Source organism: Aliikangiella marina (assembly GCF_007004765.1).
GTDB lineage: Bacteria > Pseudomonadota > Gammaproteobacteria > Enterobacterales > Kangiellaceae > Aliikangiella > Aliikangiella marina.
Genome location: NZ_VIKR01000002.1, coordinates 637,929 through 661,966, shown reverse-complemented (window position 1 = coordinate 661,966; position 24,038 = coordinate 637,929). Strand labels below are relative to the sequence as shown.

Here is a 24,038-nt window from a genome sequence, read left to right as displayed (position 1 = left end):
AGTATTCATCGGTCTAAACTGTATCAGCTCAATTCGCTTCAACAAGAAAGGCGCCTTAATTGGCGCCTTGCTAAAAATTTTGGTCTTCATCATTACGGACTTGAGGGTTCGGGGTTTTAGAGTTTCGAAGTTCCTAACCCAATTGATCGCGCATACAACCTAGGCCTTAAAGTTAATCTTGTCTAATTAATGGCCTTTTTGTTTTATGTCCTGTAACCCTTTACGAGCCAGCTGTTGCTGAGCGCCACTGTATTTAGCGACAATCTCGTTATACATCGCCTTGGCTTCTTCCCACTTTTCCTGTCTAACTTTGATTTCAGCCAGCTTTAACATGGCCGCCGACATTTTCGAGGAGTCAGGGAAATCGCTGCGTAAGCGATTAAATTGCTGTTCCGCTTCAGCGAGTTTAGATTGTGCAAAATAAACCTGCCCAATCCAAAAACGAGCATTATCCGAAAAACCTCCCGTCGGATATTTGGTTAAAAATGCCTCAAAACTTTCTACCGCTTTATTGTATTCGCGATTTCTAACCAGTTTGAATGCTTCTTCAAATTCAGTTCTTTCTGTACCACTAGAACCAACAGCTCGCTGAACGCTTTGCGCAGTGGTCGGACTGACGACTGGCGTTTGGGCTGCCGTATTGGCTGATGGTGTTGTCGTCACTGGCGACGATGCTGCAGAGGTTGCCCCTTGCGGAAGTGCACTTAAACGATTTTCGATATCGCGATATAAATCTCGTTGCCGATCTTGGATCTGCTGCAACTTGTAATCGTGCTCTTCAATGATGCCCCGCAATTCTTTCACTTCTTTTTGCAATTCAATAAGTTGCTCACTCATCTGATTTTGCAATAAAGCTTGAGTTTGTTGTTTTTGCTCTAACTGTTGAATACGTTGTTCGAGCGATTGTTGTGATGCGGAGAGAGGTAGAGAGAAGGTGGCGACAAACGCCGCCACCAATAAGGACTTATCCTTCATAGACTAAAACACCACGTCGGTTTTCTTCCCAAGCAGCTTCGTCGTGACCCGGGTTAGCTGGCTTTTCTTCACCATGGCTAACAGTCTTAATTTGAGACGCTTGAACACCGTTTAACATAAGAATTTGTGCAACAGCTTTAGCACGACGCTCGCCGAGAGCCAAGTTGTATGCTGGCGTACCACGCTCGTCACAGTGGCCTTGAACTTCAACAACAACACCCGCATTTTCAGGCTTAGATAAGAACCAAGCGTGTGCTTCAAGTAAAGTACGGCCTTCTGCTTTTACTGTGTCATCATCAAAATCGAAGTATACTGTGCGCGCTTGGCGAGCAGCATCGTTTGCTTCTTTAGCCAGCTCTTCTGGAGATTTAGGCGGTGGAGTTACTACGGTTGGTTGAGTCGGTTCTTGTACAACCGGTACAGTGTCCTGAGATGAAGAATCGTCAGATCCCGCACAAGCGAATAAGAAAGTTGCTGATGCTAGTACGACCAAGCCTTTCCCCAATTTGTTGATAGACATTAGAATGCTCCTATTTATTAGCTATTAATTAAAATTCTGTTATTTTGGTCATTATCAACGATTTTGTTGCCGAAATTCAACGACTTGTTGGCAAAATCGTGATTTTTATTAATTTAAATATGGCGACCAAACAGGCGCCTTAACCTCTCCTTGGCGAGAAGGAAGTCGTGCTTTAAACCTTCCATCAGTCGAAACCACAGATAAAACCTGTCTGCCTCGATACACCGTCGCGTAGATAACCATACTGCCGTTAGGCGCCAGACTGGGAGATTCATCCAAGGATGTCTCAGTTAATGTCTGCATTGCATTGGTTTCCATGTCCTGCACAGCAACGTGAAATATACCATTAGTGCGGTTAATAAGCACCATTGTTTTACCATCGGGCGTTAACGCCGCGCTGGCATTGTAGTTCCCTTCCCAAGTCAACCGAAATGCGCGGTTGCTGGCAAGGTTTTGTTTGTAAATTTGTGGACCACGACCACGATCCGAGGTAAATAGGAGCGATTGACCGTCAGGTGTCCAGCTAGCTTCGGTTTCAATTGAGTTAATACTACGGGTAATTCGTGAAAACCGCTGACTGTTTAGATCTAAAACGTATATCTCCGCGTTACCATCACGAGACAAGGTCAACGCCAATTTGCGACCGTCAGGGGAAAACGAGGGAGCACTGTTTATTCCCTCAAAAGCCGCCACACGGCGACGACTGTTCGTTTTGTAGATATCTTGCATCCAGACTTCCGAACGACCATTTTCAAAGGAAACGTAGGCCATTTTTTGTGCATCAGGCGACCAAGCGGGAGACATTATCGGCTCGTAGCTAGAAAATAAGGTTTGCGGTGCATAGCCGTCTGAGTCAGCAATCATTAATGAGTAAGGCTTCTCGAGAGATTTGTTAACACTTACGTAAGCGATACGAGTCGCAAATGCGCCCTTTTCACCAGTCAGTGCTTCATAGATACGATCAGCGACTTTGTGGGCGTAAAACCGAAGATCTTTTGCCGGGATAATAATCGCCCAGGTGTCAATTCGGTTGCGATTAACATTGACCAACTCGCCATTGCGAACTTCTTGTTCACGCTGAAAGACATCGACCAAGTCGTAACTAATTTTCAATCGCCCATCGGGCTGTTCTTCAATTGAACCAACCGCGACCGCTTCTATCCCCTTCTCTTTCCAAAGTTCAAGGTTGACGTCTTCATAACGATAGACTTCTTGCAACGAGCGGATTTGATTACGCGCCATCGGGTTAAAGCGACCACTTCGTCGTAAATCCGACGAAATAACGGTCGCGACATCTTGAGAGGGTTGTTGGGCGAGGCCTTTCCAAGCAAAAGGAATGACAGCGACCGGCCTCGCGCTGTCGAGACCATCGCTAATAACAAAATCGAGCTTCACCTCTTCCGCTTGAACGGTAAAAGTAAAAAACATCCCTAAAAGTAGGCCACTCACGCGAGCCATAAATTTACTGTTCGTCATTCTCATTTTCTAATTTGAAAGTTCTCGTTCTTAAAACATTAAATACGTCTGGATCCTTTGAAACGGGCAAAGGTTCCGCTCTTAAAATTGCTCGACGACCTGATTCACAGTGTGCCGGAGCCCCATCAATCACCTCTATATTAATAACTAAACCTCCAGGTGAAATCTTGATTCTAAAAGTACATTGACCTATCGACTCAGGCTTAAACCAATTTCGTTCGATCTTACTGCGGATCCGCGTGTTGAAGATATCAACTTCACTCATAACTGCCGCTTGTCTGGCAGCGGCTAACTCAGCAGCTTGCGCTTCCATTGCGGCAGCCATTTCTCGCTCAAGCGCTTCTTGGCGCGCTTTTTCTTCAGCTTCTTTGCGTTTACGTTCTTCTTCTTCCTTTTGTTTACGCTTCCGCTCTGCTTCAGCCTTTCGTTTTCTTTCTTCTTCCGCTTTGCGCTTTCGCTCTGCCTCAGCTTTTTGTTTGCGCTCCTGCTCAGCTTTCTTCTTGCGTTCTTCCTCTTCCTTTTCACGCTTTTTCTTCAGCGCGAGGGCTTTAGACTCCTCTTCCTTACGCTTGCGTTCAGCCTGCTCTCGGCGCTTGCGGGCATTTTCTGCTTTTTGCTCTTCGGCTTCGCGACGCTTTTTTGCTCGCTCCTCAGCACGTTTAAGGTCATCTAAACGTTTTTGTTCTTTACGTTGCTGGTCAACTCGTTGCTTTTTTAGTTGTTCTGCTAACTGCTCCACCCGCTTACTATCAACCGCTTTTGCATTAATCTTCGGCTGATTAGATCCGGTTTGTTCCAGCTCCACTTTTGAAAATTGGTAATTGGTTAACAACAAACCAATCAATCCAATATGGACGACTATTGAGACGATAATGGCGGTATTAAACTTCATTAATAATCTTAATTTGGTAATTTAAACTTCAAAAATAAAGACCTAGAGTAAAGACTTTCGTTTAACTCACTGTTAACGATCAAAAGAGCAACGCGGGTTTCCACAACCCCTTAAACAATGTCCATTCAGCGACTTGCGCTTGGATAACACCATTTATCATCAGTGACTAACTCTCCGGATCGGTCATTAACCCCACTGAATCGATGCCCACTTCCCCTTGCAATAAAACCATTAATTGAACTACTTTGTCGTAAGCGACATTTCTATCGCCATTAATCAGGACCTGAACATTAGGGTTTAACTTACGGTGAGCAAGTACTAACTCAACCAACTCATGTGGCTCTAATGCTTGATCCGAGGAATCGCCAACGGATAAATAATAATTACCACTCGCATCAATACTTGCGATCAACGGCGGTTCTTCATTAGCCGACATTGGTTCTGCACTGACTTCTGGCAGATCGACATTAATACCAGCGGTGATTAATGGCGCGGAAATCATAAAAATCACCAGCAATACCAACATGACATCGATGTAGGGCACGACATTGATTTCCGCCATCGGGCGGCGCTTATTCTTGCGGATTATTGGCGAATGACTCATCAACTAGCCTCTAAGTCGTTGCTAAAAACTACTAAGGTGCAGTTTTGCTGTGCGCTTTACGGTGTAAAATACCTGAGAACTCTTCAACAAAGTTTTCGTATTGAGTCTCGACCTTTTGTACTTTGTGGGTAAAGCGGTTGTAAGCGATTACTGCGGGTATCGCAGCAAACAATCCCATAGCAGTAGCGATTAGCGCCTCGGCGATGCCTGGCGCGACCATTGCGAGAGTCGCTTGCTTCACAGAGCCAAGCGCAATAAATGAATTCATAATTCCCCACACGGTTCCGAATAGGCCAACGTAGGGCGTTGTTGAGCCTACAGTTGCCAAAAACGACAAATGGACTTCAATCTTGTCAATTTCACGTGAATAGGCAACACGCATCGCTCGATGTGTACCATCCATGACTGCTTGCGGCGAAGTACCCACTTGCTTACGTAAGCGAGCGAACTCTCGATATCCAGCCAAGAACAGCAATTCCATACCGGTGGGTTGAGTCTGTCTTGCCGTCAAATCATTGTAAAGCTTACTCAAATCAATACCTGACCAAAAGCGCTCTTCAAACTTGTTGCCCTCGGTAATTGCCGAATTCAGTCCGCGACTTCGCTCAAATATCATCGCCCAGGAAATCACCGACAGCAGCAGCAAAATAATCATCACCAGCTGTACTACAATGCTGGCTTCAAGGAATAAACTTAAAATCGACATATCAGCAGACACGCTGAAACTCCTCCCTAACAACTGCCGGTATGCGGCAGGGTGTAAACGTTTTTAATTGTAAACAGGCAACTTTAATGATTCCTTCGCACAGTAACTTTTGACGGTCACCGCGTCTAAAAAGTTGCTGTTGGAATACTAAACTCACGCCACGCATTTCCGTGATACGAGATACAACTTCTAATTCATCGTTTAATTTAGCTGGGCTAGCGAAATCTACGTTGGCATTTTTAACGACAAAAACAATATCTTCTGCCAGTAATTTAGGCTGGTCTATCCCTAAATGATTGAGCCACTCGCTTCGGGCTCGCTCAAAAAACTTTAAATAGTTTGCGTAGTAAACAACACCACCTGCATCAGTGTCTTCGTAATAGACCCTGATCGGCCAAATAAATTCACTCGACATTAGTTATTTTTTTAACTCGAAAATTGCGGCAAAGCCTCGTTAATCGGGCACTATAGCGAATTGTAACGGAGAATATAACCGTTAAAATGTAAAATTATGGCAATTTTGAGGACTTTGTGAGGAAAACTCGATAAGTTGTTGAATTTTTGCGCTTTTATGAGTGATTTTGTGCTCAAGCCAAGCACACCACTTTTCGGGAAGCCCGCAATTAATTGGTTCTCGGAACTCAACACTAGACTGTCTAATTGTTTGGAAAACTAGTCTGTCTAATTGTTTGTCGTCATTCTCCGTTTCTCGGAGAATGACGCGAGTCGCTAATGCTTATTTATGATTCCGGCACACATACATCTGAGTTTGGCGGACAGTCAGCACCACCTATTGGGATGTACTCGGTGGTGGTTCCATAACGGTTTGAAAAGTCCAATCTCAAATAACCCGTATACTCTCCTTGAATAAACTCCAGTTCATCACTCGAATTTAATTCAGTATTAGTAAGAATTGGATTGCCGGGCGGGTCCGTTAACTCGTTTAGCTGGTAAATACTAACTTCGTCAGCGCCTTCCACATTCGACCACGATATCCAGGTTAAATTGACATCCACGTCATAAAACGCATAGCTGTAACCTAAAATTGGCGGATGCTCATCGATAAACTGCACTGATGTCGCGGTGGTGTCCGTACCAAACTCATTACTTACTGTCGCTGAGAAAACTAGTGGCGATGGTTCGTCAAACTCATAAGTTATCTGTTTATAGACACCTCTACCCAGAATCAATGGCGCAGTGAGAATTTCAGAGTCGATTATGCCTGCTTCGGCGCCTACCCAATAGCCACCAACATAAATTCGGTTGTAGATAATTTCACTGAAACCACCAATTCGGTCAAATACTGGCTCTACCCGTAAGTTGAAATCTTTGATTTCTGGCGGTTGATCGCCGAGAGTTATGCTTGTATTGACGTCTGCACCATTACAGAAAAAGCTGGAACTGCCTTCAGTGTCGCCTTGAGAAACAGTAATGGTGACGTAATAACCTCTCAAGATATTCTGACCGAGTGGCGCCCCAGTGTATGAAAATGCGCGGTCGCTTCTCGATGCAGGCCAACCCGGTCGACTATAGACCACAGAGTAAAGATAATTCTCGCCAACTTCAGCACCGATTAAATCAATACTCAATCGGCAGACATTACTGCCACCAGATCCGCCACTTCCGCCGCCCCCTCCGGAGCCACCTCGGCCTAACCCTGGGGGATTAATATCAGAATTAAAGGTCGTAAAATGACTGGTAGTCGCCTGTAATGAAAGACCATTAGGTGAAAGTGGATCTTCAATCACCTGTCCTTCGCTCTCATATATCCACAAACCGGTTTCAACGTCTAGATACCACAGGGGAATCGTATCTCCATCAACCAAATCCTCATCGGTATATGATTTAGTCGCGTACAAAGGTAGCGTCAATACCGCTAATGCGCTGTCCGCAAGCTGTAATTCTTCGCCATTTTCCTCAAAGGTAATATCAAAAACACCGTAGGAGAAAAGCTGGTCTTGTGGTTCACCGATATCAGAAACGCCATAGAAACTCCCTGGAAATGCTCCTTCTTCAAGCGGATCGCTTATATCGATTGGCGTGATGTAGAGCTCGACTTCACCCGTCACAGTCGAACCGTCAGCACGCAGTAAAGATTCGCCCGGAATTTCGACACCGGTTCCATCTGCACCAGTGAAGCGCCCGCCTCTAAATCCATTAATTAAAATTGGTGTCGCCTTTTCTTTTAGGACTATGACCTTACTTTGCTCAAGCGCAACGCCTTCCATAAAAATATAATTACTGACGTAGCCGTCCTTACTCACTTTGATAACACCGTCCTGTTCATTAGGACGCACTGCCAACTCAACACCTGATTCGCCAGCCTGTTGCTCAATGATTTCAAAGTCAGTGGATCCAATGGTCACATCATCAAGCAAAACACCATTGGTATCGACCACAGACACTTTCATCGCCACTTCTGCTGAAGCAACATTAATAAAATCTGTTTTCGCTTCTACATCGCTACCGTCTGCTGAAACAACAGTGAGCGAAACACTATAGGTACCGGGCGTATTAAAAGTATGTTGCGGATTTTGAGCGCTACTGGTATTGCCATCACCAAACTCCCATTGCCATTCGGTAATCGTTGCAGAACCATTGATTGATCGATCAGTAAAATTCACAACCAAAGGAGCGTCTCCCGATTCGACAGAAGCAGTAAACGCTGCCGTGGGAGCTTCATTAATGTCAACTTCGGCTTCGGGTCCTTCGCCACCAATGTTATTACGAAAGGGATTGCATCCCATAAAACTAACTAGTAAAAAAACGATCGCTGCGCTTTGCAACCAGCGCATCGTTTTCACCTCAAAAAACCAGGTACCCCTGACTGGGTTGTGGCTGTCCATTGTGTTTCTCCTTTGATATGCGAACTATAGATACAGCGCCACAATATCGTCACAGAAAAACACTTGCTTGAAATCTGTTTGAAATAACTTGAGGGAGTTTGAAATCTAATAATTTCAATTAGTTACGATAAATATTAACGGAAACTTTTTAGCTTAATTCAGTTCTAATTCTAAATAAACAACTTCATTCAGCGGGTTAGCGTAGTAAGGTTCTATCCGCTTAAAACCAAGCTTTTCATATAAAGCCAAAGCCGGAACTAACCTTTCTAACGTATCGAGTTGCATCTTTTTGTAACCCAACAAGTGCGCTCTGGCGATAATAGCTTCGGCAAGAAGTCGCCCTGCTGAAAGCCCTTGGGCTTCAGTTCTAACAAACAACCGCTTCATTTCGCAAACCTCACCTTCGATAGGTCTAACAGCCACACAACCGATAATTTTTTCTTGATGCTCGGCCAATAGAATTGCCCCGGTGGGATCGGCATATTTACCAGGCAATTCCGCAAGCTCTTGCTCAAATCCTTGAAAGCATAAATCTTCCCCGAGAAAAGATTGATACTCTCGAAAAAGGTCACGAGCGATTTCTATTTGTTCTTGAGATGTTGCTTCTATAATTTTGGTCATAAAAGGTTGTTAAGAAGTCGAAGGTTTTGCCCATAATATCATGAGGTTTTGAGATACGAAATCGAGAGAAGTGCTGATGGATTTGCTAACTCGATAAAACAAGTGAGTGATACAAGGCTTACCAGCGTTCTCAATTTTGGCAAGCCTGTGAGTATTCATTTAATTTAAGCGATTTAATCAGCGAATTTTTTTCGGCCAGCTAGCTGGCTTTTTCAACAATACCTTGAGCAATCAGGTAATCTTCGTATTTACCTTCAAAATTAAAAATATTGTCGTCCTTCATATCGAGTACTCTTGTTGCAAGCGATGAGACAAATTCGCGGTCATGAGAAACAAAAATCAATGTTCCTTCATAATGCTCTAATGCTAAGTTGAGCGCTTCAATTGACTCCATGTCCATGTGATTTGTTGGCTCATCCATTATCAAAATATTAGGTTGCTGCATAATTAATTTACCAAACATCATGCGGCCTTTTTCCCCACCCGATAATTTAGTCACTGATTTCTTAATATCATCTTGCGAAAAAAGCATTCTACCTAAAATTCCGCGGACAACCTGGTCATCTTCTCCTTCGTTTCGCCATTGGCTCATCCAATCAAACAAATTTATATCTTCAGCAAAGTCCTCGTTATGATCTTGTGCGTAGTACCCAATACTCGCGTTCTCCGACCATTTCACTTCACCTGATTTGGTTGGCATCTCACCTATTAGGGTTTTCAAAAAAGTAGTCTTACCAATTCCATTAGGACCAATTACTGCTACTTTTTCTCCAACTTCTAACATTAAATCAAAATCATTAAATAACATCTCATCGTAACCGTTAGAGACACCTTCCAACTCTAATGCCAATCGATACAGTTTCTTTTCTTGAGTAAAGCGAATAAACGGACTAATTCGACTTGAGGGTTTGACTTCCTCCAACTGAATTTTTTCAATTTGCTTCGCCCTTGATGTGGCTTGTTTTGCTTTAGAAGCATTTGCCGAGAATCGCGAAACAAAAGTTTGTAGCTCCGCGATTTGCGCTTTTTTCTTGGCGTTGTCAGCAAGAAGCCTTTCTCGCGCTTGTGTAGCAGCAGTCATATATTCATCATAGTTACCTGGAAAAAGCCTTAATTCACCGTAATCCAAATCCGCCATGTGCGTACAAACACTATTTAAAAAGTGACGGTCATGGGAAATGATAATCATGGTTGATTGCCGTTGGTTTAGAATCTCTTCCAACCAGCGAATGGTATTAATATCCAAGTTATTTGTCGGCTCATCTAAAAGCATAATATCTGGATCAGCGAACAAGGCTTGCGCCAATAAAACACGTAACTTCCAACCTGGTGCAACTTCGCTCATGAGACCGAAATGTTGCTCGGTCGGTATATCTAAACCGAGCAATAACTCGCCTGCCCGAGACTCTGCGGTATACCCATCCATTTCGGCAAACTTAACTTCAAGATCTGCGACAATCATCCCTTCTTCTTCGCTCATTTCTGGCAAAGCGTATATACGATCACGCTCTTGTTTCACTTCCCAAAGCGCTTTGTGGCCCATGATGACGGTATCAATAACGCTAAACTCCTCAAACGCAAACTGGTCCTGTCCCAATACGCCAATCCGTTCATTGGGATCAGTAATAACATTACCCGCCGATGGCTCTAACGCCCCCGAGAGGATTTTCATGAATGTCGATTTACCGCATCCATTCGCACCAATTAATCCATAGCGATTACCTTCGCCAAATTTAACTGAAATATTTTCAAATAGTGGCTTTGCGCCAAATTGCATCGTGATGTTTGCGGTAGAAATCAAAGTAAACGCCTTTAAATCAAACAGTTAACAATAAAATAGCAGCTACATCTAATCCTGTAGCTTTACGAAAAGGCGCGCATTTTAGCCCAAATTGAGCAACAAGTAACCAATAAAAAACAAAAACCTGTTGACATATAACTATCTAGTGTATCACTATATTAATACACAGATAATACACTGACGATTTATCGTGCAAGATTGATAACCGTTCGATTTGATGCCGTTGGCTTTATAGTCGCTCGATTTGCAGCAATCAGAAACAGTAGACACTCTGTGGTCATCACTGGAAGGTGTATTTGAAAGTTTCAGTTTTATAGGTTGAGTTGTGACGGAATCATCGTTTGTTAATTTGTTTTCTTTAAACACCAGTTCAGGTATTCCCATCTACCGACAACTGATCGATCAGATTAAACAATCTATCCGCATGGGCTTGCTCAAAGCCGATGATCAATTGCCGTCAGTCAGGCATCTCGCAAGTGCTTTAAAAATTAATCCAATGACAATTTCAAAAGCTTTTGCCCAACTCGAGTTAGAGGGGGTATTAATCCGCAAGCGAGGCGTTGGGATGCTAGTTGCTCCTCAGCAATCAGGCGAGCCAATCGACAAAATCATCGAATTACCTTTAGTGGAGTTTATCAATCAAGCTCGTACCAAAGGTTATGACGACGAAGCAATTATCACCCTTGTCCAACAATACCTGTCGTTAAATCAAGAAGGTTAAAATTATGAGTTCTCCGATCCTTTCTGTAACAAACTTTAGCAAATCTTACGCTGATGCCAAAGTTTTAGATTCACTTAATTTTGAAATTAATCAAGGCGATATTGTGGCGCTACTTGGGCGTAACGGTGCAGGCAAAAGTACCCTATTGGAGTCCATTATGAATTTAAGAAATGGCGACCAAGGGCAAGTTCTTTTATGGGGAAATAAGTGGGATAATTTAAGCCAAGCGCAAAGAGAAAAAATTAGTTTTGTTGCTCAAGAAACAGCTGGGTTTGAGTGGATGAAAGTCGATGATTTTCTGACGTATCTTGGTGGGTTCTTTCCTTCTTGGGATGCTAACTATTGTCAAAAACTCGTGCATAAATGGAATTTAGATCCAAAGCAGCGAGTCGGCGATTTATCGGGCGGACAATCACAAATCTTACATGTTATTCAAGCGCTTTCAGTAAAACCTGACTTGATGATTCTCGATGAGCCTGTCGCCCATTTAGATCCGAATATCCGCAGACAGTTTCTCGGCGAACTGGTGGAACTAACTTGCGAAATTGGTTCAACGGTAATCTTTTCAAGTCACATAGTTTCCGACTTAGAACGAGTTGCCAACAAAGTGGCCTTGCTCATGAATGGAGAAATCCAACACTACTATGATGTAGAAGAGCTCAAAGCCTCAATTGCTCATGTCAAGATTTCGACGGAAGCTCCGTTGCAACAAACCGAAGAATTTAGTTCGCTGATTAACTGGACGCCTATCGCTGGTGGCGCCACTGCGACGATTGCTACACCAATGAAGCAAACGCTTGACGAGTTCAAAAATAATCATTCAGCTCACATAGAGATCATTCCGATGTCACTAGAGGATTGGTATTTAGAGGTGTGTCATGCAACAGATTAAACGAACCATTGGTTTCTACTTTTCCCACTCTTATGTGACGCTAATTTCAATCATATTGCTTGCAGCGACATTAATGCCAATGCAAATTATTTTGCCCGGTAACTCAGGTGAACCTGAGCGAATTCTATCGTTCTTATTAATGAGTAGTTGTGTGATTGGCTCATTTATCGGCATATACTTTGCCGGTGGAATGCTTAAGCTAAAACAGCATTATCTATGGGCAATTAACCCTTATTATCGAAACGTGTTAATTAGTGCATTTTTGATTTTAGTCATAGTTTACTCTGCAATTCAAGCATCTGTAATGTCGATCAATTTACCGCGACTCCATTTGTTATTGTTCACTCCCTTCTGTGCGGCGATGTTTAGCGCGTTTACGGTTTTAGGGAAGTCTTTATTGCATAAAACTTTAATTCCGTCAGCACCAATTTTGCTTGGACTCACAGTTAAACTTGGTGTTCCGCCAAATGTGATTTTGCTGCTGATTATCGGCGCGTCGGTTGGTTTGGTTTATTACTTATTTGAAGTCGATAGAGATAAAGTAAAGACAGCCAAAGAAACTCTGCAAGCAGTGGGCATTGGTGAATCCGCAACTTTGCCTCCTATCGTTGCTAAGATTAATCACGCCATCGGGCGGCATTTGACACCGATGATTAAAAAGTCAAGAAAAGATGTTAGCTGGGCGATTTGTTTACCTTATTTTAAACTAGGCTTAGTTCCGCTCACCTACTTAGTATTCATCATTCCACTCTCACTCATGGGCGACAATGAAAAGTCAATTCTTGAAGTTTTTACTGTAATGATGACCGCCTCAACGCTAATTTCATTAATTGGTGAATCTCGGAAATTAATGCCACAGATTAAACCAGTTGCTCATACATTTATCGGCCCAGGACAAATAGATTTGAAGAATCGTATCCTTCGTGCTGTTGACTTTTTGATCGTAAAAAACTGTACCATTCTGGTTGCTTCGGTCATAGTGTTAGCCGAGCTATTGAGCATTGAATACAACTTCAAGTTGATTGTTCTCCAATCTATCCTAGTGGTTGGAGTCGGACTCGCTTTCTCTCCGGGATTCTTAAGTTTACGCTGGATAAACGTTTCTCTTGTTTTAGTGACTGCCCTGGCATCATACGCAGGCGTAATTATATTAGCCGGAATTTGGTTGAGTAATACGCCTTCTGACCAATGGTTTTCTCTTCCTGCTTTCATTTACGTTGGTAGTCTTATCGCATTAAGACTGATAAGCAAAACCTATTTTGCTAAATTGCCAATGGAAAGCCTACTAAAGGTTAAATGAACGGAGGCAAACATGGCGCAGGTTATTTTTGGAATTGCCATCATTTTGACACTCGCTAAAACAAGCTTTTCCTTACCTGGTTCAATATCAGAATTTTTGTTTTTCCATAATGCACAGAGTTTGTTATTTACAGAGAAAGGGGTCGCCATTTCTGTCGCGACGATTGTCTTCATAGTGCTCATGACAATCGTCATGTCATTTCTTTTAGTGTTTTATTGGCGTGCTTTACTGCGCAGTCGGTTTTCTCATAAAATCTAGCGGCCAATTCGCAGAAACTAGTCGTTCGGCAGTCATATTAGTGACCTTTCATTAGGACTGCCATCAATTAGCAGAACTGAAACTAACGGCGAAACTAAGCCTGGGTAATTTTAGGGCTCACGCGATCGGGTCTTTATCGCCACCTTTCCACGACCTTATTTATGTCGTCTTCGTTGTATTTCCCTCCTTGTATTTCTTTCCTTGCATTTCCTTCCTTGTAAATGCCTCTTTGAACAATCCTCATTGTTTGGCCTTCATTCCCAACCTCAATTGTTTAACTATTGAACAATCAGATTATTTCACAGCCATAATCCCAATAAAGTCTCTGACTATTCTTCCTAAAACAGGTAATATTCCCTTTAGTTTGTATTCATTCAAGAGAAGTCTATGTCGTCATTTAGTATCGAAGCCTTGGAGGCTTGCTTTTCCCAACCCAATATTAGCGAATCGTTTTGCAGCATGCACGAGTGCTTGGGCTTGGTAGCTGCCGTTGCTTCGAGCCCTGATAACATCGGTGCAAATGAATGGATTGAGCAAATCAAACGCTCTCCCAAAACCACATTAAAATTTGACAATGATGAACAGCTTAAAGAATTCACCCAAAACATGGTTGCTTGGTGGCAATACTGTACGACTTTCTTTGATCATGGACATCAACTTGTACTTCCGAACACCATAACACTCGATGAAAATCAACAAGCAAATCAGTCACTCATCGATTTTGCTACTGGTTACCTCCGCGGCTATAGTTGGCTATCTGCAACTTGGCAAGCCGTGCTGCCGGAAGAGGAAACCGAGGCAACCCGAAGCCTGGTTGTTTTAAATTTAATATTGAGCCGATTTATCAATGAAGAAGCTGTCGCAAAATCTGAGCCGGAGTTTTACGCACAGCTACCCAATCTGAGCGAATGTTTTAAAGCACTACCCAGTTTACTTTCCGCCGTAGGTATGCTGGGAAAAGATATGGCACAGAACTCGAGTACAGAAAGCACTGAACAGAAAATCGAGTCGAGTATTAATCAGCTCAAGAATATCGGGAGAAATGATCCTTGTCCCTGTGGTAGTGGGAAGAAATTCAAAAAATGTTGTCTTCATTAAAAGCGATCGAGGTGTGGTATTACGACACCCCAAATAAGTTTACGATGGTGACCAACCTCTGGAGAAAAATATAGTGAGCAAAAAGAGACAAAATTGTTTGAGAGCTTTATTTATGGCTTCTATGGCAAGCTTAACCGCTTTATTATTCACTAATAGTCTCGCCGCCAATGAAAACGCCGCGGAACAGTTAATCAATCGCTTTGAACTTCGCGAAAGCGAACTGGCATCACGCGACATGCCGGGCTGGAGAGCGCCTAAAAGCGTTCTCTTTTGGGGGAGTGATTCTGATCTTGCCGGGTTAAAAAAGGAATTCCCTGAGCTGACTTTTCAAGCGACATCAAGCATTGAAGATGCAAAACAGAAACTGAAGGTTGCCGATGTATTTATTGGCTTCTGTATTCCTGGAGCATTTGATAAGGACTTAAATATTAGTTGGCTCCAATCAATGGGTGTCGGTGTCGAAGGATGCGTTAACTCACCAGCAATTCAAAATGCAAATATGATACTGACAAATACTAAACGCCTATCCTCTCCCGAAATTGCTGAACACTCCATTGCATTAATGTTTGCATTAGTCAGACGTCTCGATCAATACGCAGCAAGTCAAGCTAAGCAGACTTGGGATCGTGGTCTTGCGCCAGGAGTTGATCAAATTTGGGAAATTGAAGGACGAACCATGTTGGTCGTCGGCTTAGGCGGTATCGGTAGTGAAACCGCGAAAAGAGCCAAAGGCCTTGGCATGAAAGTAATCGCGACACGAAATAGTAGCAGAAAAGGACCTGCTTATGTTGACTATGTGGGGTTATCAAATGAATTAATGACTCTTGCTTCAAAAGCAGATGTTATCGTCAACACAGTGCCGTTAACAGACAAAACAACCGGTTTATTCGATCGACAGTTTTTTAAAGCAATGAAACCATCAGCTTACTTTATCAATATTGCTCGAGGAAGGAGTGTCGTAACAAGTGATTTACTCGCAGCACTTGAGGCTGGAGAGCTCGCTGGCGCGGGGCTCGATGTAACCGATCCTGAACCTTTACCGGCGGATCATCCGTTATGGAAACAAGAGCGAGTTATAATTACTCCCCATGTTGCTTATCGTTCTGAAAAGTTACGTCAACGAGTTATGACACTTGCAAAAGAGAACTTACACCGATACATTCGAGGTGATAGGTTAATTTCAATCGTTGATTTGGACAAAGGCTATTAATGATAGAGCCTCAATCTCAGGCACTCTTGGAGAATATATGAATACCAAAGTTTTATTAATTATCTCGCTTTTTTCTTCCTCAATATTAATGGCATGCCAACAAAAAGTTGAATCGACTTCACCGGAAAATTCGTCGACAGCCGAAACAAATGCGTCAACATCGGCAACTTATAAAAAGGAAGAGAAAGAAAACAACATAGAGGAAGCGAATGTGAAAAATATCCTCCCTTATAAAGGAACGATCCAGTACGTTGACTTGGAAGGTGGTTTTTTTGGTATCACCACAGATAAAGGGACTAAATTATTACCGATGGGCTTACCAAAAGAATATTTACAACACGGCGCAATCATTGAATTTTCTGGGGAAAAAGATGAAGACGTCATGACTATTCAACAATGGGGCACCCCATTTAAGATCAAAGACATCAAATTGGTTAAGCCTGGTAAGCCAGTGAATCGTGGCGGTAAACATGAATTGATGTAATGTCGGTTTATCAATGAATAATAATTTACTAAAAGATTGGGACAAAGTGTCGCAATCTTTTGCGATTAAAGCTTCACTTGATGAAGTTATCACCATCAATTCAGGACTCATCAACGATTCATTTAGAGTTCAAGATGGGCATCAATCATTTATATTACAGAGACTCAATACTCAAGTTTTCACTCAACCATTTGCAATTCAGGAAAATTTTGATCGTGTTTCAATCCATCTAATGCAGTCAGGCTATCCATATTCTGGATTACAATCCGTTAAAACCCTTAATGGTGATTCAATTATTGAAATTAATAACCGCCTTTGGCGGATGATGCCTTTTATTGAGAATTCAATAACGCTTGAAAAGATCGAGTCTCCTGAGCAAGCGCATGATGCTGCGAAAATGATCGGACTTTTTGATTTACATTTAGGCGATCTAAATCCGGATGACTTTCACACCACCATCCCTGATTTTCACAACCTCAGCAAACGTCTGGAGCGCTTTAAAAAAGTCCTGAGGGTCGATTTACTTAACCGTCGAAGATTTTGTGCTCGGGAGATTGAGTTAATCGAGCGTTTCACTTGGCTAGGTGAGTGGCAGTCCTCAAATCTGGCAAACGGAAATCTTAGAATAAAAGTGACCCACAATGATACCAAAATTACCAATCAGCTGTTTGATCGGCAAACAAAGAAACCCAAAGCACTCATCGACTGGGATACAATAATGCCAGGATGTTGGCTCTATGATTATGCTGACATGGTTCGCTCATTTACGCCTTCTTCTCGTGAAGACAGCAATGATTTAAAACATCAATATCTTGACACTGAAATTTTTAAAGCAACCTCACAAGGTTATCTGAATGCAACTCACACTCACTTAAGCGAGTTTGAAAAAAGTCATATGGTGACCGCAGTTCAACTCATTTACTATATGCTTGGCATTAGGTTCTTAACCGACTTTTTAGAAGGTGATAACTACTTTAAAACTGATTACGAGGATCACAACCTAATCCGTTGTCGCAATCAGTTTAATTATCTTGAACAACTATCTAAAGATTTGAGCTATTGGCAGGCGCTCGCTAAAGAAGCCTAAGTAGAAAAATCACATGTCGACCGTGAATTCACTTTCGACAGTAAATTTATTTTCGATGATAACCTTATAATCGACATTAACTTAACTATTGAAGATAGCTCACATATCGCCAATAAAAAGGATTCCACATGTCAAATATTACTGATAGTTCAAAAAAAACTGATCGTCCTAAAACAGTTGAGCAGTCGAGTCTAAATATTGAAGGGAGTTGTCACTGTAAAAAAATCCAATATACAGCGCTAATCGATTTAAATAGAGTTCGAATATGCCATTGCAATGATTGCCAAGTGACTTCTGGCAGCGCTTTTCGAATCAACCTTCCCACCCTAAAGTCAGACTTTCAATTAGTTTGCGGTGAGCTCAAAACTTATATAAAAATAGCCGAAAGTGGTAATCAACGAGCCCTCTGCTTCTGTGACAATTGTGGCACACAAATTTATTCAACGGCAGTTAATGATGCGGCTGAATTCAATCTAAGAGTGGGTACAATCAAACAACGCCAGAAACTCGTCCCCCAATCGGATCAATGGGGTTCAGAAGCGTTACCCTGGACTCGCGATATAATGGATAAGTGCCGCTTAATTTAGAGACTTTTATTTTTTTAATCAATCACTCATCAAATAAGTCGTTATTGATTGGTTTATAACCAAAGTGTTGATAGGCTAATTTAGTCGCAACGCGTCCACGGGGAGTACGATGTAAAAAACCTTGTTGGATCAAAAAAGGCTCTAACACGTCATCAATTGTATCTCGCTCTTCTCCTATTGCGGCTGCAATAGAATCAAGCCCTACCGGACCACCGTCAAACTTATTAATAATCGCCAGAATCAACTTACGATCCATATTGTCGAACCCTTTGTCATCCACATCGAGCAAGTTAAGCGCCATATCAGAAATCTCTTGGGTTATTTTCCCGTCTGATTTCACCTCAGCATAATCACGCACTCGCCTTAACAAACGATTTGCTATTCTTGGCGTTCCTCGAGATCGCCGCGCTATTTCTTTTGCACCATTGGTATCGATGGGCAAGCCAATGATATTGGCGGAGCGTTCGACTATCGAGGTAAGATCACCAATTTCATAGAACTCCAGTCGCTGAACAATACCAAAACGATCCCGCAACGGTGACGTCAACAAGCCCGCTCGAGTTGTCGCGCCAACCAATGTGAAAGGGGGTAAATCAAGCTTAATCGAGCGTGCCGCAGGGCCCTCCCCTATCATGATATCCAACTGGTAATCTTCCATAGCCGGATAAAGGATTTCTTCAACCATCGGACTCAAACGATGGATTTCATCGATAAACAGAACATCGTTTTCTTCGAGATTGGTCAAAAGAGCGGCTAAATCGCCGGCTTTTTCTAAAACCGGGCCTGAGGTATGCCGAATATTGACCCCCATTTCATTAGCGATGATATTGGCTAAAGTCGTCTTTCCAAGCCCTGGCGGCCCAAATATTAACGTATGATCGAGCGCGTCTTGTCGGTTTCGCGCTGCTTGAAAAGCAATCTCCATTTGCTCACGAACCTTAGGCTGACCGACATAGTCAGTAAGCTTTTTAGGCCGAATCGCTCGGTCGACTTGCTCTTCCGTTCCTTGGCTGGAAGCACTAATAATCCGATCTGTCTCAATCATGTTTTAGCCGCGTGTTAGGGAATGGGATCATTACAAACATAAACAGGTGTTTATTTGAGTAGTATATTACCCCAATTTGATAATATTAGGGAATCAAATTCAAGGAATTTTATGCTGAGAATCAGTTAACTCTATGGTTCTGCCTATCTGCTCCAAGCAGACTTACTCAGAGAATATCAGTTATGAGTTGAAAATCTCAGCATCCAGTTGCACAATGGATAAGCAGCTCGTCGATATTTCACATTCAACAAGCCGAGCTATCTATAACAATTTCAACAATTATATTTGGGACTAGCAAGGACAACAATGGAAACCAAAGCAGCTGTCGCCTTTGAGGCGGGTAAACCTCTATCAATCGAAACGGTATCTCTCGATGGTCCATCTGCGGGAGAATGTTTGGTCGAAATAAAAGCGACGGGAATTTGCCATACTGACGAGTTCACACTCTCCGGCGCTGATCCAGAGGGGTTATTTCCCGCGATATTAGGCCATGAAGGTGCAGGCATAGTGAGAGAAGTTGGTCCTGGTGTCACCAGTTTAAAACCAGGTGATCATGTTATTCCACTTTACACCCCTGAATGTCGCCAATGTGAGTATTGTCTCTCAGGGAAGACTAATTTATGCCAGGCAATTCGTGAAACTCAAGGCCAAGGTCTAATGCCCGATGGCACCTCTCGTTTTTCACTAAACGGCGAAAAAATCTTTCATTACATGGGTACTTCAACCTTTGCTAATTTCACTGTCGTACCAGAAATCGCGCTAGCCAAAATACGTCAGGACGCCCCATTTGATAAAGTTTGTTATATCGGTTGTGGGGTAACAACCGGAATCGGCGCAGTTATCAACACCGCTAAAGTTCAACCTGGGGATAATGTTATAGTTTTTGGTTTAGGTGGTATCGGGCTTAATGTAATTCAAGGTGCTCGAATGGTCGGAGCAAATATGATAGTTGGCGTCGATACAAACCCCGACAAAAAAGTCATGGCCGAGAAATTTGGCATGACTCACTTCGTGAATCCCAAAGAAGTCGAAGGCGATTTAGTGCCCTACTTAGTCGACTTAACCAAAGGCGGGGCCGATCACTCATTCGAGTGTATCGGTAATGTGGATGTGATGCGCGATGCCTTAGAGTGCTGCCATAAAGGATGGGGAGAGAGTACTATCATAGGCGTCGCTGGTGCTGGTCAAGAAATAAAAACTCGCCCCTTCCAATTAGTCACCGGTCGCGTGTGGCGCGGAAGCGCGTTTGGTGGCGCAAAAGGGAGAACTGATGTACCGAAAATCGTTGACTGGTACATGCAAGGAAAAATTAATATTGATGATTTAATCACCCATACTATGCCGCTTGAAGAAATCAATACGGCTTTCGATTTGATGCATGCAGGAAAAAGCATTCGTAGTGTCGTATTATACGATTAATGAATGAGTAACTGGCTCGAAGGAACGATTGTTTAATCATGCAAATAACTAAAAAAACCGAGAATAAATGCTTTGCCGGTAGCCAAGCGGTTTATCAACATAACTCGATTGTCACTCGATGTGAAATGGCGTTTAGTGTTTATATTCCACAAATCGCTTGGACTCATAAAAGACCGGCAATTATATATTTATCGGGGTTAACGTGTACCCACGAAAACGTCACTACCAAAGCCGGCTTCCAGCGTTATGCGCAAGAACTGGGTTTGATTATTGTTTGTCCAGATACATCTCCTCGCGGCACAAACTTCCCAGAAGAACACGATAGTTATGACTTTGGCAGTGGAGCGGGCTTTTATCTCAATGCCACTCAAAAACCTTGGTCCGCCAACTACAGAATGTATGACTATATTAGTAAAGAACTACCCGATATCATCAGCCACAACTTTCCGGTAGTAACGCCTCATTTTGGTCTAATGGGACACTCCATGGGAGGACACGGAGCATTGACTATCGGATTGAGAAACCCAGATATTTTTCCTTCCGTTTCTGCTTTTTCACCGATCGTTGCCCCTTCGCAATGCCCCTGGGGCCAAAAAGCCTTCACCGGATACCTAGGCGACGATCACAACGAGTGGCAACGATATGACGCAACTGAGTTAATGAAAAACGGGTGTAAATCACCCTCTAAAATACTTATCGACCAAGGGACCAGTGATGAGTTTCTTGAAGAACAGTTAAAACCAGATTTATTTTTAAAAGCCTGCAGAGAAAAAGGGCAAGATATCGAGCTTCGCATGCAAGAAGGTTACGACCATAGCTATTACTTTATCAGCAGTTTTATTGGCGATCATTTATTGTTTCATGAGGATAATTTGGCAGCACAATGAATATTTATTGGGTTGAATCATGCGACCATTGTGAGGATTGGTTTGTTGCGGCCAGTGATGCAGAACAAGCAGTTCAGTATTTTGCTGAATATTTGGGTTACGACATTTTCGAAGATAAAGTAATGACAACACTGGTTTGTGAAGATCAATCTTTAATGACTGTACCCGGACCACATTTTTTAGACAACCGAGAAATTTTATCTTCTGGTGGTGAGTTTATTGACTTTCATGACCAAGACATTTTAGAACATGTCCCACAAGAAACGGCGCAATTAGTTGGCGGAGAAACTCGGATTGTTCGCTATGGTAAAAACGTGTTCATGGAAGGCAATGTTTTAAGAGTTGCACTTCAAATGGAAGGTAAGTTACCAAAGTCCTAACAAATTTTTAGTCCTTTGATGAACGCGAGAGTCTAAAACCAGAGCAATCATCAAAAAACGCAATTTCAAAATATCGAAGTAAATTATCAAAGAAAAATTTCGAACTAAAAATTCGAACTAAAAGCAACGCATTAACAATACTACAAACACAGCATAACACTAATGCAAAAGCCGTAAGATATTAACGATTTACTTGATTGGTTTGATAGGTAACACGACCAACATAATAAACTCCAGAGGCTGACAATGAGTAAGCAATATTATTGTTTTCTTTCCACACTCTTTTCCATCATTACTCTTTTATTGTTGTTGAGTTCGTCGGCAATTGCAGCGCAGCCAAAACTATGTACATCAGAGGCATATCGTCAATTTGACTTTTGGCTAGGCGATTGGCAAGTGAAAGATGCCAAGGGAAATGCAGTTGGCGAAAATAAAATCTACGCTATCTTGGGCGGCTGTGCAATTTCTGAAAATTGGCTCAGCGCCAGAGGTAACAAAGGTAAAAGTTATAACTTTTACGACCGTGCTGAAAAAAAATGGCATCAAACTTGGATAGATCAAAGTGGCAATCCGCTTTATCTTGATGGCAAGTATGCAGCGGGAAAGATGATTCTATCAGGTGTTCGACCTAACAAAGAAGGTAAAAGTATTCTTCACCGAATTACATGGACACCATTAAAAGACGGACGAGTAAAGCAACACTGGCAAAGCTCTGCTGATAACGGAAAAACATGGGCTGATGCTTTTGTCGGTTTTTATAGCAAGAAACAAGTTGCAAACGATGAGCTTTCGGATTAGCTCAACGTCATTGGGATAAACCAAATACCATTCGAACATTGGCGCTCACCAATGACTTGGAAACCGATTTTTTCGTAAAACTTCACAGCAAAACTCGAAGACTTTACTGAAAACTGCACTGGATTATTATCGTCGAGCGTAAGTTGATTGAGTACCTCACGCCAAAGACGTTTTGCAACACCTCGTTTTCGGAATGTCGCATCAACAAATAGTTGACTAATTTGCATTTTTTCTAAAACCGATATTAACCCAATGATTGTTCCATCAACCTCACAAACCCAAGTGATATAATTGGGCTGACTAAAGCGCTGCCTGATTTTTTCGACGGTGTTGTACTCACAACTAAATTGCCAACCTACCTCAGTGAAATCGACTAACTTGAAGGGTAGCGCGACTCGATAGATCAGTTCAGCAATCTGTTGAGAATCGGAGATTTTAGCTTCACGAAAAACCATCTTGTTTAACCTATCAAAAAGCGTCAATACTCAAACGCTATTCTTTGCAAGTGAATCATCACAAAAGTTCGAAAATCGCAAATACCAATTGCCAGTTAATTTTCAAAATATCCTAATGTGGATAGCGTATTCACGATCAAGGTTAACCCTTCTAACGCCCCTAATTTGACACTCAATCCTCCATTTGGGACATCAAAATCTCTGGGATTTATGCGGATTAATTTTCCCGGTTGAGACTCACTAAAATATCTTACGGTCGCAACGCTCTCTCCCGCACCTAATTCGATGATAACTGGGCTCTGCATTTGTTGAATATTTTTGGTCATTTTAGCTCTTTGGGAGTCGGCTCTTTCGCTTTGCCAATTGAAGTCATCAAACATCAAAATATTGGGCCTTGCAAACTCTCGACAGTATGGACAAGTTGGAAGCTCACTAACGGCTAGACAATGCACATCATCAGTTTCAATTATCAAGCTATCAGCTGACCAAATATTTGGCCGACAAGATTCAGCGCATTGCAAATGATGAATCGAACCATGACATTCATAAATTTTGTTTTCGTTAAACCCTGCTTTTTGGAATTGACCATCGACATTGCTAGTAAAAACTTGAAAACCGTTGGGCATTCGGTCAGCAATTTGCTTAAGGATATGAAACCCTTCATGAGGTATCGTTTTGCGGTAGAGATTTAATCGGTGGCCGTAAAAACCCCATGCAAGCTTTGGGCTCATACTAAAAGCCAATGGATTGGCAATTTCGGTAAACTCCAATCCCGCCTCAGCAAGTGCAGGATAAGCTTTCCAAAATCCTTGCTGCCCGCGAAAATCAGGCAATCCCGAATCGACACCCAAGCCAGCACCTGCAGCTATAATTAAACCATCAGCCTGAATAATCGCGTTGGCCGCTTCGCCGATTACTCGCGTATCTACTTTAGTCAAAGTTATTATTCGCTCTTAAAATTCTTTTGATTATCTAC

Annotated in this window: 26 protein-coding genes; 13 read left to right on the top strand and 13 right to left on the bottom strand. The window is 42.4% G+C overall.

Annotation, left to right across the window (positions count from 1 at the left end; all coding sequences use genetic code 11):
* Nucleotides 1-186 precede the first annotated feature (186 nt).
* The 10 genes from ybgF to FLL45_RS09175 all read right to left on the bottom strand — a co-directional run bounded on the left by ybgF (nt 187) and on the right by FLL45_RS09175 (nt 10,441).
* Complete coding sequence (gene ybgF, locus FLL45_RS09220) at nt 187-975, bottom strand: tol-pal system protein YbgF (RefSeq protein ID WP_142941724.1); 789 nt, start codon at nt 973-975, stop codon at nt 187-189.
* The gene (gene pal, locus FLL45_RS09215) at nt 965-1,495 is read right to left on the bottom strand and encodes a peptidoglycan-associated lipoprotein Pal (RefSeq protein WP_142941723.1); all 531 of its coding nucleotides are present in this window, start codon (nt 1,493-1,495) and stop codon (nt 965-967) included. The genes ybgF and pal overlap by 11 nt, the downstream gene beginning before the upstream one ends.
* A 108-nt stretch (nt 1,496-1,603) precedes the next feature.
* Entirely contained in the window at nt 1,604-2,971 is a 1,368-nt protein-coding gene (gene tolB / locus FLL45_RS09210) for a Tol-Pal system beta propeller repeat protein TolB (RefSeq protein ID WP_210247150.1), read from the bottom strand.
* Nucleotides 2,958-3,863: a cell envelope integrity protein TolA gene (gene tolA / locus FLL45_RS09205; protein ID WP_142941722.1), complete on the bottom strand. Its 906-nt coding sequence runs from the start codon at nt 3,861-3,863 to the stop codon at nt 2,958-2,960. Before tolA ends, tolB begins: the two co-directional genes overlap by 14 nt.
* Nucleotides 3,864-4,029: 166 nt before the next feature.
* Nucleotides 4,030-4,467, bottom strand: coding sequence for a protein TolR (gene tolR, locus FLL45_RS09200; RefSeq protein ID WP_142941721.1), 438 nt, complete (start codon nt 4,465-4,467; stop codon nt 4,030-4,032).
* Nucleotides 4,468-4,498: 31 nt separating this feature from the next.
* Entirely contained in the window at nt 4,499-5,185 is a 687-nt protein-coding gene (tolQ, locus tag FLL45_RS09195) for a protein TolQ (protein ID WP_185964390.1), read from the bottom strand.
* Nucleotides 5,175-5,588 (bottom strand): tol-pal system-associated acyl-CoA thioesterase, encoded by a 414-nt coding sequence (gene ybgC / locus FLL45_RS09190; protein WP_142941720.1) that lies wholly within the window; start codon nt 5,586-5,588, stop codon nt 5,175-5,177. Before ybgC ends, tolQ begins: the two co-directional genes overlap by 11 nt.
* Before the next feature lie 325 nt (nt 5,589-5,913).
* Nucleotides 5,914-8,019 carry a PKD domain-containing protein gene (locus FLL45_RS22910; RefSeq protein ID WP_210247149.1) on the bottom strand — a complete coding sequence of 702 codons (2,106 nt, stop codon included), beginning with the start codon at nt 8,017-8,019 and terminating at the stop codon, nt 5,914-5,916.
* A 153-nt stretch (nt 8,020-8,172) separates the two neighbouring features.
* On the bottom strand, nt 8,173-8,640 hold the full coding sequence (locus tag FLL45_RS09180) for a GNAT family N-acetyltransferase (RefSeq protein WP_142941719.1): 468 nt from the start codon (nt 8,638-8,640) through the stop codon (nt 8,173-8,175).
* A 199-nt stretch (nt 8,641-8,839) separates the two neighbouring features.
* Nucleotides 8,840-10,441 carry an ABC-F family ATPase gene (locus FLL45_RS09175; RefSeq protein ID WP_142941718.1) on the bottom strand — a complete coding sequence of 534 codons (1,602 nt, stop codon included), beginning with the start codon at nt 10,439-10,441 and terminating at the stop codon, nt 8,840-8,842.
* Between the two features lie 325 nt (nt 10,442-10,766).
* Between FLL45_RS09175 and FLL45_RS09170 the strand changes: the two genes are divergently transcribed.
* The 9 genes from FLL45_RS09170 to FLL45_RS09130 all read left to right on the top strand — a co-directional run bounded on the left by FLL45_RS09170 (nt 10,767) and on the right by FLL45_RS09130 (nt 18,078).
* Nucleotides 10,767-11,162, top strand: coding sequence for a GntR family transcriptional regulator (locus FLL45_RS09170; RefSeq protein WP_210247148.1), 396 nt, complete (start codon nt 10,767-10,769; stop codon nt 11,160-11,162).
* 4 nt (nt 11,163-11,166) lie between these two features.
* Nucleotides 11,167-12,054 carry an ABC transporter ATP-binding protein gene (locus FLL45_RS09165; RefSeq protein WP_142941717.1) on the top strand — a complete coding sequence of 296 codons (888 nt, stop codon included), beginning with the start codon at nt 11,167-11,169 and terminating at the stop codon, nt 12,052-12,054.
* On the top strand, nt 12,041-13,354 hold the full coding sequence (locus FLL45_RS09160; protein ID WP_142941716.1) for a hypothetical protein: 1,314 nt from the start codon (nt 12,041-12,043) through the stop codon (nt 13,352-13,354). Before FLL45_RS09165 ends, FLL45_RS09160 begins: the two co-directional genes overlap by 14 nt.
* A gap of 12 nt (nt 13,355-13,366) precedes the next feature.
* Nucleotides 13,367-13,612 carry a hypothetical protein gene (locus FLL45_RS09155; protein ID WP_142941715.1) on the top strand — a complete coding sequence of 82 codons (246 nt, stop codon included), beginning with the start codon at nt 13,367-13,369 and terminating at the stop codon, nt 13,610-13,612.
* Between the two features lie 387 nt (nt 13,613-13,999).
* On the top strand, nt 14,000-14,710 hold the full coding sequence (locus tag FLL45_RS09150; protein WP_142942244.1) for a YecA/YgfB family protein: 711 nt from the start codon (nt 14,000-14,002) through the stop codon (nt 14,708-14,710).
* 73 nt (nt 14,711-14,783) lie between these two features.
* The gene (locus FLL45_RS09145; protein WP_142941714.1) at nt 14,784-15,920 is read left to right on the top strand and encodes a D-2-hydroxyacid dehydrogenase; all 1,137 of its coding nucleotides are present in this window, start codon (nt 14,784-14,786) and stop codon (nt 15,918-15,920) included.
* Between the two features lie 37 nt (nt 15,921-15,957).
* Complete coding sequence (locus FLL45_RS09140; RefSeq protein ID WP_142941713.1) at nt 15,958-16,404, top strand: hypothetical protein; 447 nt, start codon at nt 15,958-15,960, stop codon at nt 16,402-16,404.
* Nucleotides 16,405-16,417: 13 nt separating this feature from the next.
* Complete coding sequence (locus FLL45_RS09135) at nt 16,418-17,491, top strand: phosphotransferase enzyme family protein (RefSeq protein WP_142941712.1); 1,074 nt, start codon at nt 16,418-16,420, stop codon at nt 17,489-17,491.
* A gap of 128 nt (nt 17,492-17,619) precedes the next feature.
* The gene (locus tag FLL45_RS09130; RefSeq protein ID WP_142941711.1) at nt 17,620-18,078 is read left to right on the top strand and encodes a GFA family protein; all 459 of its coding nucleotides are present in this window, start codon (nt 17,620-17,622) and stop codon (nt 18,076-18,078) included.
* 22 nt (nt 18,079-18,100) lie between these two features.
* On the opposite strand, the gene ruvB is transcribed toward FLL45_RS09130, so the two are convergent.
* The gene (ruvB, locus tag FLL45_RS09125; RefSeq protein ID WP_142941710.1) at nt 18,101-19,123 is read right to left on the bottom strand and encodes a Holliday junction branch migration DNA helicase RuvB; all 1,023 of its coding nucleotides are present in this window, start codon (nt 19,121-19,123) and stop codon (nt 18,101-18,103) included.
* A 306-nt stretch (nt 19,124-19,429) separates the two neighbouring features.
* Between ruvB and FLL45_RS09120 the strand changes: the two genes are divergently transcribed.
* From FLL45_RS09120 to FLL45_RS09105, 4 genes are all read left to right on the top strand, one after another.
* Nucleotides 19,430-20,542, top strand: coding sequence for an S-(hydroxymethyl)glutathione dehydrogenase/class III alcohol dehydrogenase (locus FLL45_RS09120; RefSeq protein WP_142941709.1), 1,113 nt, complete (start codon nt 19,430-19,432; stop codon nt 20,540-20,542).
* A gap of 38 nt (nt 20,543-20,580) precedes the next feature.
* On the top strand, nt 20,581-21,429 hold the full coding sequence (gene fghA, locus FLL45_RS09115; protein ID WP_142941708.1) for an S-formylglutathione hydrolase: 849 nt from the start codon (nt 20,581-20,583) through the stop codon (nt 21,427-21,429).
* Entirely contained in the window at nt 21,426-21,809 is a 384-nt protein-coding gene (locus FLL45_RS09110) for a hypothetical protein (RefSeq protein ID WP_142941707.1), read from the top strand. The genes fghA and FLL45_RS09110 overlap by 4 nt, the downstream gene beginning before the upstream one ends.
* A 246-nt stretch (nt 21,810-22,055) precedes the next feature.
* Nucleotides 22,056-22,607 carry a hypothetical protein gene (locus FLL45_RS09105; RefSeq protein ID WP_142941706.1) on the top strand — a complete coding sequence of 184 codons (552 nt, stop codon included), beginning with the start codon at nt 22,056-22,058 and terminating at the stop codon, nt 22,605-22,607.
* On the opposite strand, the gene FLL45_RS09100 is transcribed toward FLL45_RS09105, so the two are convergent.
* Both FLL45_RS09100 and FLL45_RS09095 read right to left on the bottom strand, forming a co-directional pair.
* Entirely contained in the window at nt 22,604-23,062 is a 459-nt protein-coding gene (locus FLL45_RS09100; protein ID WP_142941705.1) for a GNAT family N-acetyltransferase, read from the bottom strand. The two genes, FLL45_RS09105 and FLL45_RS09100, sit on opposite strands and share 4 nt — an antisense overlap.
* A gap of 95 nt (nt 23,063-23,157) precedes the next feature.
* Complete coding sequence (locus FLL45_RS09095; RefSeq protein WP_142941704.1) at nt 23,158-24,000, bottom strand: SIR2 family NAD-dependent protein deacylase; 843 nt, start codon at nt 23,998-24,000, stop codon at nt 23,158-23,160.
* Between the last annotated feature and the right edge of the window lie 38 nt (nt 24,001-24,038).

Bases quoted from the DNA above. Each gene is read 5' to 3' on its own strand.
- ybgF (WP_142941724.1), bottom strand. From the start codon at position 975: ATGAAGGATAAGTCCTTATTGGTGGCGGCGTTTGTCGCCACCTTCTCT.
- pal (WP_142941723.1), bottom strand. From the start codon at position 1,495: ATGTCTATCAACAAATTGGGGAAAGGCTTGGTCGTACTAGCATCAGCA.
- tolB (WP_210247150.1), bottom strand. From the start codon at position 2,971: ATGACGAACAGTAAATTTATGGCTCGCGTGAGTGGCCTACTTTTAGGG.
- tolA (WP_142941722.1), bottom strand. From the start codon at position 3,863: ATGAAGTTTAATACCGCCATTATCGTCTCAATAGTCGTCCATATTGGA.
- tolR (WP_142941721.1), bottom strand. From the start codon at position 4,467: ATGAGTCATTCGCCAATAATCCGCAAGAATAAGCGCCGCCCGATGGCG.
- ybgC (WP_142941720.1), bottom strand. From the start codon at position 5,588: ATGTCGAGTGAATTTATTTGGCCGATCAGGGTCTATTACGAAGACACT.
- FLL45_RS22910 (WP_210247149.1), bottom strand. From the start codon at position 8,019: ATGGACAGCCACAACCCAGTCAGGGGTACCTGGTTTTTTGAGGTGAAA.
- FLL45_RS09180 (WP_142941719.1), bottom strand. From the start codon at position 8,640: ATGACCAAAATTATAGAAGCAACATCTCAAGAACAAATAGAAATCGCT.
- FLL45_RS09165 (WP_142941717.1), top strand. From the start codon at position 11,167: ATGAGTTCTCCGATCCTTTCTGTAACAAACTTTAGCAAATCTTACGCT.
- FLL45_RS09160 (WP_142941716.1), top strand. From the start codon at position 12,041: ATGCAACAGATTAAACGAACCATTGGTTTCTACTTTTCCCACTCTTAT.
- FLL45_RS09155 (WP_142941715.1), top strand. From the start codon at position 13,367: ATGGCGCAGGTTATTTTTGGAATTGCCATCATTTTGACACTCGCTAAA.
- FLL45_RS09150 (WP_142942244.1), top strand. From the start codon at position 14,000: ATGTCGTCATTTAGTATCGAAGCCTTGGAGGCTTGCTTTTCCCAACCC.
- FLL45_RS09140 (WP_142941713.1), top strand. From the start codon at position 15,958: ATGAATACCAAAGTTTTATTAATTATCTCGCTTTTTTCTTCCTCAATA.
- FLL45_RS09135 (WP_142941712.1), top strand. From the start codon at position 16,418: ATGAATAATAATTTACTAAAAGATTGGGACAAAGTGTCGCAATCTTTT.
- FLL45_RS09130 (WP_142941711.1), top strand. From the start codon at position 17,620: ATGTCAAATATTACTGATAGTTCAAAAAAAACTGATCGTCCTAAAACA.
- ruvB (WP_142941710.1), bottom strand. From the start codon at position 19,123: ATGATTGAGACAGATCGGATTATTAGTGCTTCCAGCCAAGGAACGGAA.
- FLL45_RS09120 (WP_142941709.1), top strand. From the start codon at position 19,430: ATGGAAACCAAAGCAGCTGTCGCCTTTGAGGCGGGTAAACCTCTATCA.
- fghA (WP_142941708.1), top strand. From the start codon at position 20,581: ATGCAAATAACTAAAAAAACCGAGAATAAATGCTTTGCCGGTAGCCAA.
- FLL45_RS09110 (WP_142941707.1), top strand. From the start codon at position 21,426: ATGAATATTTATTGGGTTGAATCATGCGACCATTGTGAGGATTGGTTT.
- FLL45_RS09105 (WP_142941706.1), top strand. From the start codon at position 22,056: ATGAGTAAGCAATATTATTGTTTTCTTTCCACACTCTTTTCCATCATT.
- FLL45_RS09100 (WP_142941705.1), bottom strand. From the start codon at position 23,062: ATGGTTTTTCGTGAAGCTAAAATCTCCGATTCTCAACAGATTGCTGAA.